The following is a 13400-nucleotide window of genomic DNA, read 5'->3' as shown; positions in this document are numbered from 1 at the left end:
TCAGCAGGTTTCATTGGATTCGGAGCGTTACACCATGCATGCCTTGTTGTTTGAAAAGTTCGGTGGCCCCGAGGTATTGCAATGGGGCGAGCAGCCCGATCCTGTCCCCACGCCTGGCCAGGTGCTGGTGCGCATGCGCAGCGTCGGGCTGAATTTCGCGGACGTCTATCGGCGCAACGGCAACTATCACCTGAGTGGCACGGCGCCGTGGATTCTTGGCTACGAGGGCGCGGGTGTGATCGAGGTGGCAGCGACGGGCGATACGCTGTTTCCAGTTGGCACGCGGGTCGGCTTTGCCGACATGCCGTATGCGAATGCCGAGCTGGTCGCGGTCGATATCGACAAGCTGATCCCGTTGCCGGACGACATCACGTTCGATACCGCTGCAGCGACCCTGCTGCAGGGTTTGACGGCGCAGTATCTGGTGACAGACAGCTACCGCGTGCGCCGCTGCGATGTGGCGGTGGTACATGCGGCGGCCGGCGGCGTGGGTCAGCTGCTGGTGCAGATGCTGAAGACCTTGGGCGCGACGGTGCTGGGCGTGGCGTCGAGCGCGGCGAAACGCGCGGCAGTGCTGGCGGCAGGCGCAGATGCTGCGTGCGATTACGACGAGTTGCAGGCGCAGACGAAACAACTGAGTGCGGGCCGCGGCGCTGATGTGGTTTACGACTCGGTCGGCCGCACGCTGGGCGACAGTTTGGCGGCCGCGCGCATCGGCGGTACGGTGGTGTTCTACGGTATGGCGGCGGGTGATCCCGATCCGGTCGATCCGCGCCTGTTGATGGATCGCTCGTTGACGCTGACTGGCGGCGATCTGTGGAATGTGCTGACCAGTGCGTCGATCCGGCGCGAACGGGCGGCGGCGTTGTTCGCGCAGATCCGCGCCGGCCAGCTGCAGCCGAATATCGCCGCGCGTTTTCCGCTCAGCGAAGGTGCGAAGGCGCACGCGTATCTGGAAAGCCGCGCGGCGATCGGCAAGGTGCTGCTGACGCTGTGAAGTGACGTGGCCCGGTGCATGCCGGGCCCACAATCATTCCGGCTCGATGGCTGGCTTGTCGTCATCGAAACCGGTGTAACCCTCGGGGAAAATCGGCGTGCCGTCCTCTTCCAGCCCCAACATGTCGGCCAGCGCCTTGGCGGCAGCGGTCTCGGCGATCGCCTTGTCGCGGAAGCTGCGGTTCTCGCAGATCGCGAAGTACATCGGGAAGCCGCTCTTGCGCGGGGTCACCGCGAGGTAAGCGGTGTAGCGCGAACCCTCGAGCGTGGCGCCGGAGCGGGCAAGGTAATTGTCGAACTCGCGCTCGGCCATCGGTGGATATCCGCTTGAGGGAAGGGACAGTGTATCGCCTGACTAGTGTGACGCGGCGTCAGCCGGACGAGCTTTCGTCCGCGTCCAGCGGCAGCACTTCGTGAAAGACGCTGTAGTCGATGATGTTGATGCCGGCATCGTCGACGTGAACGAGATCGGTGTAACGATGGTTCCAGCGCAGGTCCTGATGACTCCACCGCTGGCGCGCAAGCATGGACTGCGAGGTTGTCTCGTCGATGCCTTCGAGACTAAGAAGGAAGGCGGATTCGGTACGCTCCAGGATCTCGGGAGTTTCGCCGTAGAGCGGGCTGCTCTCGTCGATCACATGCATCAGGCTCCAGCTCAGCATGAAGATCGGATGGCGATCACGTACCAGCTTCAGGTCGTAGATCTTGCGCAGCTTGAAACCCTCCGGTGAAGTTTCCAGGCGAAGCAGATGCAATTGAGCGGAGGCTTCGGCGATCACGTTTTGCCGGGTGTTGGCCGCGCGAACCATCAAGGTCTGTTTGCCGTCGATCATTCGCACGATCGGATGGTTGGTGAAGATGATCTTCGCGCGCGGGCGCGAGAAGCGTGAAAAAATCAGTCCGGTGACCACCGCAATGCATGCCATGCCGGTGAAGATTTCCACCGTGGCCACGATATGCGCATAGACGGTCTGCGGATGCATGTCGCCGTAGCCGACCGTGGCAAGGGTTTCCACGCTGAAGAAGAATGCGCCGGCGAAGCCATGCGGAAACTGGTTCGCGATGGGTTGCGTGCCGAGCTGGTAGATCCCGGCAAAGAAGGTGTTGAGCAGCAGAAAGGCCGCTGCAGCCAGACCGAAGAAAACCGGCCAGCTCACGATCAATGCACGATGGTAGATGTCATCCCAGACGCGTCGTGACAGGCCCTGGCTGACGAACGGCCGCCCGCCGATGTCGATGATCCGTGGTCGATTCAGGAAGTGCAGCATCTGCCTGGGTGTCTTCGCTAAGGATGGATGCCACCCGGATTGGGCGGCGTGCGGATCGATTGTAGCGCGCGCGGCACCGGCGTCCGGCGCCGCCTGTCTGTGGCAAGCTGCGCTACCCATGCCCCGGTAGTGCGCCCATGCTTACGCCCTTCGATATCGCCTGCCCGTATTGCGGCGAAGCCATCGGAATCCTGGTCGATGCCTCGGCCGGTGATCAGCACTATATCGAGGACTGCCAGGTTTGCTGCCGGCCGATCACCCTGAGCATCCGCATCGAAGCGGATGGCGAGCCTCAGGTAAGCGCAACCTCCGAAAACGAGGCCTGAGCGGAGTGGTCTCATTCATGCGACTGGCTGGCCCGGTGTCGCGGCGATGACCGGCGTCGATCGCACGTTGCCGCGTATCGTGCTGGATACCAATGTATGTCTGGATCTGTTCGTGTTCCGCGATTCCATGTGCTCGCATGTGCTGGCGGCCATGCAAAGTGGGGCAGTGCAGGCGGTCACGCGCGACGACTGCCGCGAGGAGTGGCACCGGGTGCTGCATTACCCGCAACTGCCGATCGACGACCTGCAACGTCCGGTATTCAGCGCGGCTTTCGATGCAATGATCCATCTGCTGCCGCCCGAGCTGGCGACGGCGGACGAGGATATTGCCTTGCCACGTTGCGCCGATCCGGATGACCAGAAGTTTCTGGAACTTGCGCTGGCATCGGGAGCCCGCTGGTTGCTCAGCAAGGACAAGGAACTGTTGAAGCTGGATCGCCGTACCCGCAGTGCCGGGCTGTTTTCGATCCGGCTGCCGCAGCTGTGGTCGATTGCCGAGGCACGATCTTACGGAGCGCCCGAGCCGGAATGACCGGAAGCGTCAGTTCCGCCGCAGCTCACTCGATTCGGTGATCGAGATACCCTGCGCCAGCAATGTGGTGCGGGTCGCCGCATCCGTGTCGGGCGTCACCGGGCGGCTGAGATCCCACAGCAGGCTGGCGCGAAAACCTAGTTCCAGTGCGTCCTGCGCCGTCCACAGCACGCAGACATCGCGCGCCAGACCACACACGAACACTTCGTCGACATCGCGTTCCTGCAGCCAGCCGGCCAGACCGGTATGCGGCCGCACGCCAGCCACGCCATGGTTCTCGCGGAAACCGGTATAGGAATCCACGCCGGGATCGCTGCCCTTGCGGATCAGCACATCCAGCGCCGACCAGTCGATGGCCGGATGCAGCTCGGCGCCCGTCGTACCCTGCACGCAGTGATCCGGCCACAGCGTCTGCGGCTGGCCGTAAAGATCGATCTGCTCGAATGGCATGCGACCCGGATGCGAACTGGCGAACGAGACATGCCCGCGCGGATGCCAGTCCTGCGTCGCCACCACGTGACGGAACACGCGCGAGCGCAGCAGTTCGTGGATGCCCGGCACAATCCCATCACCTTGATGGCAGGCCAGTGCGCCACCTGGCATGAAGTCCGGCTGCACGTCGACAACGATCAGGGCGGCGTGGGGCGAAATGGAATGACTCATGTCTGGGGTTCAAACTGGAGGCGGTGCCAGAGTCTAGCGCGGCCGTGCCATTGGCCTGGGTACACGCGACTGTAGGCATAATGCTCGGACAATCACATACGGAAACTGCAGCGCCATGCATTACAACCAGGACTGGATGGGCTACGGCTTCGTCGGTGGCATCGAGGCCGGGGTGATCTCGGCATTGGCGGGGCTGCTGCTGTTCGTCGTGTTCCACTGGGTCGGACGTCGCAATGGCTGGAGTTACGGCCCGCAGATAGGTTGGTCGTTCCTGCTGGCCACGATAGTCACGGCCAGTGGCGATCTGTCGGACCTGATCTATTTCAACTACGCACCACTGCAGTCGCTGCAGCTGCTCAAGGTGAAGCTGGCGCAGGTGCACGATCCCGACAGCATCGGCCTGCGCGTGATGTGCGAGTTGGTGGGGATCGCGCTGGGCATCTATGTGGGCTGGATACTGTGCAGCCGCAACGGGCGCTCCGGTAACCTCGGTAAATAGCCTAGGCAGATGCCGACTGGCTTGGGCTGCATGGCTTCAACGTGGCGCAGGTGCCTTCGCTAGCCGATGCGAGAACATCCATGGCCACAGTTCGCTGGTGGCATACGCCATCGGCCAGGAACCGTGACCGACACCGGGGAATTCGGTGTAGCGAACATCGTCGCCAAGTGCCTGCAGCGCGGCATGCATGCGGTGCGATTCCGCTGGCGGCACCACGTCGTCGATGGCGCCGTTGAAGATCCACACCGGCAGTTTGCCGATATGCTGGGCAATCCAGGCATACGGATCGGCGACATCGGCGGGGATGCCTTGCACGTGCAACGGGTCACCATCGTTGGGATGACCGATGCCGCCGCAGATGATCGCGGCGGCGGCGAACATGCCAGGATGGTCCAGCGCAATCTGCCATGCGCCGTAGCCGCCCATCGACAGACCGGTGAGGTAAAGCCGCTGGCGATCGCCGTGATAAGCCGCGATGCTGTCGCCCAGCGCCTTGAGCGCCATCTGTTCGGTCTCGCCATTCCAGCCGTCAGCGTTCGGTGCTTGCGGGATCACTACCACGGCCTGGAAATCCTTGCCCTGCTGCTTGAGCCATGGTGGCAGGCCCTGGCTCAGCTGGCTGCGGTTGTCGCTGCCGCTCTCGCCGCTGCCGTGCAGGAACAGCACCACCGGCCAGCTCTGTTTGGCCGTCCAGCCGTCCGGAACGAATACCTGGTAGTGGTAGGTCCTGCCGTGCAGGCTCACGGCACGCTCGACGAAGGGTGACGATTCACTGGCATGGCAGGCCACGCTGGCGATCATCAGGCAGAGCAGCAGAATCAGTCGGCGCATGCTGGGATTCCTCGGGAGGTGCTTCAGTTCGTCGTGTTTCGCTTCGCAATGATGCGCCAAGCGTGCTGCGCGCCGCCCGCTACAGCAGCGGATCGAACAGCCGTGCCACGTGCATTGCCACCCGGCGCAGGTAAGGTGCGTCGAGGTATTCGCGTTCGTCGATGGCCCGGGCGCGGCTGAAGTCGGTTGTCAGCATGGTCTCCACCTCGCCGGCAAACGCCGGGTCGACCACCAGCGCGCTGATCTCGAAATTGAGTCGGAACGAACGGCTGTCCAGGTTCATGCTGCCGATCGCCGCGCTGTCGTGGTCGATCAGCAGCGCCTTCTGGTGCAAGAAGCCGGGTTGATAGCGGAACATGCGGATGCCGGTGCGCACGGCGTGATAGGCGTGGAGGGTGGAAGCGAGAAACACGGTGCGGTGATCCGGTCGCGCCGGGACCAGCACGCGCACGTCGACCCCGCGCAGCACCGCCAGCTGCAACGCCGCGCGCACCGAGTGATCCGGCACGAAGTAGGGCGTGCTCAGCCACACGCGTTCGCGTGCGGCATTGATCGCCGCGGTGAAGAACAGCGAGCCGGTTTCCAGTTCGTCGGCCGGTCCGCTGGCCACGATCAGCGCGCTGGCTTCGCCCGTGCCGGGTGCTGGCGCCAGCATCGGCGGCAGGCTGCCGGTGATCCACTGCCAATCTTCGGCAAAACGCTGTTGCAGATCGGCTACCACCGGCCCGCGCAACTCCAGTTGGGTATCGCGCCACGGTGCCAGCGGCGGTTTCAGGCCGAGGTATTCGTCGCCTACGTTGAGGCCGCCGACGAAGGCGCACACACCATCCACCACCACGATCTTGCGGTGGTTGCGGAAATTCAGCTGCAAGCGGTTGCGCCAGCGATGGGTGGCGAAGCGGTGAATGGCCACGCCGCCGGCGCGCAAGGTATCGACGTAATGCTGCGGCAACGCGTGGCTGCCGATGCCGTCGAACAGCACGCAGACGCGCACGCCGGCGGAGGCACGTTGCAGCAGCAGTTGCTGCAGGCGCCGACCGAGCCCGTCATCGTGGATGATGAAGAACTGCACCAGCAGATAGTTTTCCGCTGCCGCCATCGCCGCCAGCATGGCGTCAAAGGCGGCCACGCCATCGATCAGCAGGCGCAGCTGGTGGCCACCGCGGAACGGTCGTCCCTGCAAGGCGCTGATCGCGGCGAAGCGGGTGCAGCCCGGATCGATCGCGTGTCCGTCCGTGCTGGCCGGCGACAGCGGGGCTGGCCGCAACTTGTGCCCGCTGCGATAGCCGAGGAAGCGGCTGGAACCGAGATACAGGTACGGCAGCAAGGTGACATAGGGCAGCAGCAACAGGCCGATCGCCCAGCCGATCGCGCCTTGCGGGGTGCGTGTGTGCATCACCGCATGCATCGCCGCGACCACGCCCAGCAGATGCAGCAACACGATGCCGGCGGTGAGCATGCTGACGGTCATGGCTGGCCAGGCAAGCCGGCTAGTCGCCCAATAGCTGATCGGCGAGGTTGCGGGCCTGCTGGCGGATCTCCGGCATGGCAGTGGACTCCCACAGCGTACCGCGCAACAGGCTGCCGATGGCAAACAGGTGCGGCCAGCTGGCGCCGTTGTGGCGCAAGCGGCCTGCTGCATCGGCCTGTGCGCCGAGGCCGAGCGGGTCTGCCGTGATGTGCGCGTTGGTCACCAGCTGCCGCACCAGCCGATGCCGGGTACGGCGCACGTCGGTATCCAGGCCGACGGTCTGGATTACCAGGTCGGCATCCAGCGTACGCGTTTCGCCTGCGTGGCTCAGGGTGAGTTGCAGGGTATTGTCGACAAGATCGACCGACTGCACCCGGCCGCGTTGACGCTGCAGCTGGCCAGCCTGTTCCAGGGTCGCAATCGACTCCAGTACCTGCGGCGGCATGCGGTGCCGTACACGTTCCCAGGCCCAGCGTGCATGACGCAGGAAACGTGCGCGCTGCTCCAGCGGCAGCTCGTGCCAAAGGCCGGACGTATGTGGTCGCAGGCTGTCGATGACCGGGCGCCAGTCGGTTTCCTGTGCACAGGCTTCGCGCAGCAGATGCAGCCAGCGGTGGATTTCGGGGGCATCGCGCATCGAGGTGATCAACTCGGCGCTGTCATCGGCCGGCGCGGCGGCCTTGGACAGATGCGCTGCGGGGAGCAGCCCATGGCGGGAGACGGCGATGAATTTGGTCTGCGGCCATTGCGCGGCGAGTTCGAGCAGTACGTCGACAGCGGTCAGTCCCAGGCCGATCAGCACCACCTTGCGTGGTGGCGGACTGGTTTCGGCGGCGCCGGCCAGCTGCTGCCATGGATCCACCACGTAGCGGCCGCTGTCCAGCGCTGCCTTGCTGACACCGCCCAGTGGCTGTGGCGGCAATGCGCCCAGCGCCAGCACGGCGGCATCGGCCCGATGGTTTTCCTCGCCGTGAATCAGCGTGACGCCATCGTTTTCGGGAACCAGCGCATCGACGGTGAATGGAATGATGTTGACGTCGTGGCCGTGCGCCTTGCCTTGCTGCAGCGCGCGTGCCACTTCCGCCTCGAGATAGTCGCCATAGCGGCGGCGCGGCAGGAAATCAGTGCCGGCAATCGCCGGATCCTCACGCTGCACGAAATCCAGAAAGCCGCGTGGCCTGCCGGCAAACATGCTCATCGATGCCGCCCGCACGTTCAGCAGATGGCGATCCGAGGTGGTGCCATACGCGACGCCGCGCGCCGGCGCGCTGGTAGCACCGGTATACCAGTCCAGATGCAGTGGCTGCGCTGACTGGCGCTCCAGCAGTTCGCCGAGCAAGGTCGCTGCCGCGGCACCGCCGCCGATGATGGCGACCCGTCGAAACATGAAATTCCCTGTGTAAGTGGCGTGCGGTCAGCCGCGCAGGCGGCCGGCAATGCGGCTTTGCTGCGGCTGTGCGATCCAGCCGCCGGAAGGTCCGGTCTGCTCGTAAGCGAAGAATTGCGCCAGGTCACCACCGTAGACGTGCAGGGTCAGCGCGGTATCGTGCCTGGACAGGTTGCGGCACCGATGCGCGTGGTTTTCGTCACCCTCGAACCAGGTGCCATCACCCGGACCGAGCCAGTCGCGACCGAGCATGCGCAGGTCACCTGAAGCGGAGTCGCGCGCATAGGACTGCACTTCGAGTGCGCCAGCGAGAGCTACCTCCAGTCCCCACAGGCCGGCATGGTCATGCACCGGGGTGAGATGGTTCGGTGGCCACGCCATCACCAGCACACTGAGCGCCGGTTTGTTGCGTTCGGCCAGCAGCCAGCGTTCGAAGCCGCGTTGACGCGCGCGCAAGGGAGCCAGACGATTTGCCAGCGTCGCCGCATTCTGATGCACCACGCGACCCAGTTCGCGTGCCATCGAGGCCAGATCCGGTTGTTCACTGCTGCCGTATTCAAGCGCGATATCGCGCAGTGTTTTCAAGGTGCGGCTGTGCTTGCCCATGCATGAAGCTCTACAGGGTAACTGGGCATCAGTGGAGCATGCCTGTCGTTAAAGACGTGTAAGCCAGCAACGATTTTTTGCCATGACTTTTGCACCATGCGCCGCGCGCGTGAGGCGTCCATGCTGGAGCTGCGCTGGTGATGCCGAACCGCTTCATGGTGGTGGTTCGGCCTGTCACGCACAGTGCCCGGCGTGAGCTGACAGGCGAAGCGCCGGTACCTGCAATTCTGAGGTGTGGTTGCCGTGGAAGGGCCCGGTCGGCACGTGTTGCCGGCCGGGCCTTCCGTTTGTGCGGCCTATTGTCCGCGCAGGGCGAAGCTCACTGGCACGCGTGCCCATGCGCGCACCGCGTGGCCATTCACCAGTGCAGGCTGAAAGCGCCAGCTGGCCAGTACCTGTTCGCGCGCACTGCGATCGAGCAGGGCATAGCCGCTGCCGTGCTCGATCTGCACATCCACCGGCTTGCCGTTCTCGTCCACCAGCACGCGCAGCAGTACGGTGCCCTGCATATGCTGGCGCAAGGCCTGGGCCGGGAACTGCAGCGGTGCCGAGCGATACGCCAGGCTTGCCTCGATCGGAATGGCCGTCGTGGCGGGGCCCTGAACGGTGCTCGGTGGATTCAATGTCGGGGTGCTGGTCAGTGGCGCGGCGACATGGCCCTCCGTGCTTGGCGTCACCACCGGCGGTGTGGCGATCGGCATCGGTCGCGGATGGGTCATTACAGGTACTGGCGGATGCGGCAACGGTTTCAGCTCGATCACTGGCGGTGGTGGCAGCTTTGCCGGGGGATCGATCAAGTGGATCAGTGGTACGGGAGTCAGCTGCCGGGCAGCGGCGAGCTGCGCCGGCGTGATGGGCCGTGTGGCGATCGCGATCACGGCAAGGTTGAGGGCGATCGCGGCACTGAGGGCAGCGATACGTGCGGGGTCGGGGCGACGGGCAACAGCCAGGCTTGCGGACGACATAAGCGACCTCCTGACGGCAGTTTGGGATGTTGCGTCCGTCACGCTGCACACGGGCAGGGGGATCGTGCGGCCGCAACTGCAGCCTATGCTTGTTGCCTGCCATTGCGCAAGTGGACGGCTGGACGTCCATATCAGATGGCATTGAGCGCGGCATGCCTGTCGGGATGGCGACGACAGTTGTATCCGCCGGGCAAAAAAATGCCCTGCGGGGAGGCAGGGCGGAATGCGGATGACAGGGGGATGGATTGTCACCGCGGAGGCAGTTTCCCAGCCGCCGCATGCCAATGGCGTGCAATTGGGGTGAAGGTGGATTTAACGCCGTGGTTGCCTGCGGATGGAGCCACCCTGCGACAATCGGATATCGGCAACGGGCCGGCATGGGGAGTGGCGACAGATGAATCTGATCAAATGGACAGTCGTGACGATGCTGGTGTGCGGCGGGTTGCTTGCCGGCACACCGGCCCGTGCCGGGGATATCTCATGCAAGATGAGTTTTCAGCTGTCGGGTTGGTCGGTGTTCTACAAGACCGCCAGCGGCAGCGGCACGGTTCGTTGCAGCAATGGCCAGAGCCTGCACGTGAAGCTGCGCGCCAAGGGCGGTGGGCTGACCTTCGGCAAGACCAGGATCAGCAATGGCATCGGGAAGTTCAGCGGGATCAGCAATGTGCGCGATGTGCTTGGCCATTACGCCAATGCCGAAGCGCATGCCGGTGTCGAGGACAAGGCGGCTGCGGCGCAGGTGCTGACCAAGGGCAATGTCTCGCTGGCGCTCAGCGGCAAGGGCGAGGGCTGGAACCTTGGAGTGGCTTTTGGTGCGTTCATCATCGAGTGATGACATGGCGACGGTCGACGCTGGTACGACCATGCGCATAGGTATGCAAGCGTCAGTGTGCCGGTTAAGGTAGAGCTAGTGTCGTGTAACCATCCCGGCATTTTCAGGAGTCTCCCATGTCCGCCACATCCGGTGCGGTCGTACCGCGCTACAGCTTCGGTGACGAACTTGCCAGCAGCATCATCCACGGCATCGGCATTGTCCTGAGCATTGCCGGGCTGGCGACCTTGGTGGCCTTTGCGGCACTGCACGGCGATGCGCTGGCGGTGATCGCCTGTGCGGTGTTTGGCACCTCGCTGGTGCTGCTGTATACCGCCTCCACCTTGTACCACTCGATTTCCGTGCCTGCCGCCAAACCGGCGTTGCGCGCGTTCGATCACATCGCGATCTATGTGCTGATTGCTGGCACTTATACCCCGTTTACCCTGATCGCCTTGCCTGGCACCTGGGGCTGGAGTCTGTTCGCCGCAGTGTGGACGCTGGCGCTGGCCGGCAGTGCACTGGAGCTGGGCCTGCTTAAGCGATATCACAAACTGGCGGTGTTGCTGTATGTGGGCATGGGCTGGATCGGCATGATCGCATTCAAGCCGCTCAGCACGCATCTGCAGGCCGGCGGCATGTGGCTGCTGATCGGTGGCGGAGTGGCCTATACGCTGGGCGTGCCGTTCTACCTGTGGCGGCGGCTGCCGTATCACCATGCGCTGTGGCATGTGTTCGTGCTGGCAGGCAGTGTGCTGCATTTTCTCGCCGTGCTGTTGTACGTGCTTCCCGACGCACGAGTATGAGCATGCCCGTCGCACTGGATGCGATGCGCCGCGAACTCGAGGATGCGGCCACGCATCTGGGCAAGCCGCATGATCTGCGCTTCAAGCCGATGTTTGGCGGCCTGATGGCATATTTCGATGAGCAGCCGTGTGCATGGCTGACGGTCGCCGGGCTGGCCCTGAAGCTGGCGCCGGCCGATCAGTTGGCGCTGCTGCGGCTGGAAGGTGCCGCACGGCTGATTGCCAAACCTGGTGCGGCGCCAAGCCGGCATTACATCATCGTGCCTGCGGTGGTATGCCGTGATACGACGAAGCTTGCCGAGTGGCTGGCCAGAAGTGGGCAATGGCGCGCGGTCAAACCACGTTCAGTACATTCGTCAGGCCGTCGATGACGGTGTGATGCCGTGGCGGCAGGCCGGAGCCCGCCGCCAGCGACGGGCTCAATGCTTCTGCCGGGCCGGAATGAATTGTGTGCGCACTGCCTCGGCCAGCTGGGCCGGTGGAAGCAGGCCTTGGCCGATCACGAAGTCGTTGAACGCCATGCGGTCGAACTTCGGTCCCAGCGTGAGCTCGGTTTCCAGCCGCACCTGCTGGATCCGCATGTAGCCGTAAAAGTACGAGGCGGCCTGGCCAGGGCTGTTGAAGGTGTAGCGGTCGATCTCCTCGCGCGCCATCGGTTCGGACAGACCGACGTCGTGCACCAGCACCTCTTTCGCACGCTCCTTGCTGATCAGGCCGAGGTTGAGCATCGGGTCGAGATAGGCGCGCGCGGCGCGCATCATGCGGGCCTGCAGGGCAGCGAACTGGCCGGCTGGCGGCTCATACGGCAGCATTTCCGATTCCGAATACAGCGCCCAGCCTTCCACGTTGACGCTGTTGAACGCGAACAGGCTGCGTGCCAGCGACACGCCGCGTTCGAGCATCGCAGCGAACTGCAGCTCGTGGCCGGGGCGGCCTTCGTGCGAAGTGAGCGTCCATGCCGCGGCCTTGAAGGTGAAGTCGTCGTAGCTCTGGCTGGTGTCGCCCTGCTTTGCCGGGTGGCCGGTGCTCAGCACGAAGGTGCCCTCTTCACCGTGATTGTTGATGAACGGCGGTGGATCCATGTGCGGTGCCGGGATCTGTGCATTCTCGGCGTCCGAGGCCAGACGCATCTGCATCTTGCGCTGGGGCAGGGTGACGATGTGCTCGCGGCGTATGGTTGCCTCGATCTGGCCGAGTACGTCGTGGTACCACGGCAGCACCTGGTCTTTCGGCAGCTGCTGTTTCTTCAGTGCCTTCAGCACGTCGCGGTAATCGGTGGCCTCGATGCCCTCGGCTTTGGCCACCACCGGTGCCAGCATCTGCATCGCGCCGCGCATCTCGACGAATTCCAGCTCCGCCTGCTTCATCAGTTCCTGCGGCGGAATGTCGATGCCGACCTGCTTGAGCGTGTAGGCATACAGTGGTTCGGGCATACGGAAGTCGGTACGCGCATGTGGCAGTACGGTGCTGCGCACCCAGCTGTCATAGTCCTTCAGTTGCTGGGAGAGCGTCTCCAGCGCGGCCTCGCCTTCGGCATTGTCCAGCTTGTACTTGGCGAACAGCTGGCGGATGCCGTCGACGTAGTGCGAGGTGTTCTCCAGCTGCTGGTCGACCTGGCCCTTGTAGGGACCCAGCAGTGCCTTGTTGCCCAGCCGCTCGGTGGTCTGTGCCTCGGCCAGCTGGGTGATCGGCGTGCAACCGGGCGCCTTGCCGATATAGCACTGCAGGCGGCCCAGCGCGGATGGGTGTCGCTTGGCATCGATGCCATCCTTCAGCAATGCAAACTCGCCGCCGAAGATCAGCTGGCCGACATCCTGGAACGGCAGCAGGTATTTCGCGTTGAGGTCGATGCCTTCGATTTGCTGGGAGGTCGCATCGATCATGATGTGCAGGTCCTGCTGCACGTTGGCATCCTTCTCGGTCGCCAGCATGCTTTCCAGCTTGCTCTTGGCGTCCACCAGCGCCGCACGTGAGCGTGCATCGATGCCGGGCTTGAGGTCGGCGACCTTGTCGTCATAGCCGGGGACGCCGATCTGCGAGGCGAATTCCGGACTGAAACGGGCCAACGTATCCAGCAGCACCTGGGCGTCGGCATTGCTGCGTGCGACCCAGGCGGGTGGCGTGGTAGCTGTCTGGGCGTGGACCGAGCCGGCGGCAGCCAGCGCGGTCGCCATGGCGATGGCGAGATATTTGGACATGGGCAGGGCTCCCGATGAAGTAGCCCAGCCTAGGTGCGTGC

General features: G+C 64.1%; 16 protein-coding genes. 7 read left to right on the top strand and 9 right to left on the bottom strand.

Translation table 11 applies throughout. The annotated features are described in order from the left end of the window. Nucleotides 1-34: 34 nt before the first annotated feature. Nucleotides 35-997, top strand: coding sequence for a quinone oxidoreductase (locus tag B0E51_RS16790; RefSeq protein WP_077446085.1), 963 nt, complete (start codon nt 35-37; stop codon nt 995-997). Nucleotides 998-1030: 33 nt separating this feature from the next. Here the strand turns inward: B0E51_RS16790 and B0E51_RS16785 are convergent, their stop codons facing one another. Then, nucleotides 1031-1309 (bottom strand): hypothetical protein, encoded by a 279-nt coding sequence (locus B0E51_RS16785; RefSeq protein WP_077446033.1) that lies wholly within the window; start codon nt 1307-1309, stop codon nt 1031-1033. A 58-nt stretch (nt 1310-1367) separates the two neighbouring features. Beyond that, complete coding sequence (locus B0E51_RS16780) at nt 1368-2264, bottom strand: ion channel (RefSeq protein WP_077446032.1); 897 nt, start codon at nt 2262-2264, stop codon at nt 1368-1370. A 137-nt stretch (nt 2265-2401) separates the two neighbouring features. On the opposite strand from B0E51_RS16780, the gene B0E51_RS16775 reads away from it, so the two are divergent. Together B0E51_RS16775 and B0E51_RS16770 are read left to right on the top strand one after the other, a co-directional pair. Continuing rightward, nucleotides 2402-2590 (top strand): CPXCG motif-containing cysteine-rich protein, encoded by a 189-nt coding sequence (locus B0E51_RS16775; protein WP_077446031.1) that lies wholly within the window; start codon nt 2402-2404, stop codon nt 2588-2590. Between the two features lie 46 nt (nt 2591-2636). Further along, complete coding sequence (locus B0E51_RS16770) at nt 2637-3122, top strand: putative toxin-antitoxin system toxin component, PIN family (protein WP_077446030.1); 486 nt, start codon at nt 2637-2639, stop codon at nt 3120-3122. Between the two features lie 9 nt (nt 3123-3131). Here B0E51_RS16770 and pncA read toward each other — a convergent pair whose 3' ends face one another. Beyond that, a complete protein-coding gene (pncA, locus tag B0E51_RS16765; RefSeq protein WP_077446029.1) occupies nt 3132-3785 on the bottom strand; it encodes a bifunctional nicotinamidase/pyrazinamidase in 654 nt (217 codons plus the stop codon). A 115-nt stretch (nt 3786-3900) separates the two neighbouring features. Between pncA and B0E51_RS16760 the strand changes: the two genes are divergently transcribed. Further along, a complete protein-coding gene (locus tag B0E51_RS16760; protein WP_077446028.1) occupies nt 3901-4284 on the top strand; it encodes a hypothetical protein in 384 nt (127 codons plus the stop codon). Between the two features lie 36 nt (nt 4285-4320). On the opposite strand, the gene B0E51_RS16755 is transcribed toward B0E51_RS16760, so the two are convergent. The 5 genes from B0E51_RS16755 to B0E51_RS16735 all read right to left on the bottom strand — a co-directional run bounded on the left by B0E51_RS16755 (nt 4321) and on the right by B0E51_RS16735 (nt 9544). Next, nucleotides 4321-5115 (bottom strand): alpha/beta hydrolase-fold protein, encoded by a 795-nt coding sequence (locus B0E51_RS16755; protein WP_077446027.1) that lies wholly within the window; start codon nt 5113-5115, stop codon nt 4321-4323. 79 nt (nt 5116-5194) lie between these two features. Then, nucleotides 5195-6586 carry a cardiolipin synthase gene (gene cls, locus B0E51_RS16750; protein WP_077446026.1) on the bottom strand — a complete coding sequence of 464 codons (1392 nt, stop codon included), beginning with the start codon at nt 6584-6586 and terminating at the stop codon, nt 5195-5197. A gap of 19 nt (nt 6587-6605) precedes the next feature. Continuing rightward, the gene (locus B0E51_RS16745; protein ID WP_077446025.1) at nt 6606-7973 is read right to left on the bottom strand and encodes an FAD/NAD(P)-binding protein; all 1368 of its coding nucleotides are present in this window, start codon (nt 7971-7973) and stop codon (nt 6606-6608) included. A 27-nt stretch (nt 7974-8000) separates the two neighbouring features. Continuing rightward, on the bottom strand, nt 8001-8579 hold the full coding sequence (locus tag B0E51_RS16740) for a cysteine dioxygenase family protein (protein ID WP_077446024.1): 579 nt from the start codon (nt 8577-8579) through the stop codon (nt 8001-8003). A 296-nt stretch (nt 8580-8875) separates the two neighbouring features. Further along, on the bottom strand, nt 8876-9544 hold the full coding sequence (locus B0E51_RS16735; RefSeq protein ID WP_077446023.1) for an energy transducer TonB: 669 nt from the start codon (nt 9542-9544) through the stop codon (nt 8876-8878). A gap of 424 nt (nt 9545-9968) precedes the next feature. Here B0E51_RS16735 and B0E51_RS16730 point away from each other — a divergent pair, with 424 nt between their 5' ends. From B0E51_RS16730 to B0E51_RS16720, 3 genes are all read left to right on the top strand, one after another. Next, on the top strand, nt 9969-10376 hold the full coding sequence (locus tag B0E51_RS16730; RefSeq protein WP_254424562.1) for a hypothetical protein: 408 nt from the start codon (nt 9969-9971) through the stop codon (nt 10374-10376). Nucleotides 10377-10492: 116 nt separating this feature from the next. Further along, nucleotides 10493-11161 carry a hemolysin III family protein gene (locus B0E51_RS16725; protein ID WP_077446021.1) on the top strand — a complete coding sequence of 223 codons (669 nt, stop codon included), beginning with the start codon at nt 10493-10495 and terminating at the stop codon, nt 11159-11161. A 2-nt stretch (nt 11162-11163) separates the two neighbouring features. Next, nucleotides 11164-11532 (top strand): TfoX/Sxy family protein, encoded by a 369-nt coding sequence (locus B0E51_RS16720; protein WP_254424557.1) that lies wholly within the window; start codon nt 11164-11166, stop codon nt 11530-11532. Nucleotides 11533-11580: 48 nt separating this feature from the next. Here B0E51_RS16720 and B0E51_RS16715 read toward each other — a convergent pair whose 3' ends face one another. After that, nucleotides 11581-13359, bottom strand: coding sequence for a DUF885 domain-containing protein (locus tag B0E51_RS16715; protein WP_077446019.1), 1779 nt, complete (start codon nt 13357-13359; stop codon nt 11581-11583). Between the last annotated feature and the right edge of the window lie 41 nt (nt 13360-13400).

Origin of the sequence: Rhodanobacter sp. C05 (assembly GCF_002001165.1) — a bacterium.
Taxonomy (GTDB): Bacteria; Pseudomonadota; Gammaproteobacteria; order Xanthomonadales; family Rhodanobacteraceae; genus Rhodanobacter.
This window is presented reverse-complemented; position numbering and strand designations above follow the sequence as displayed.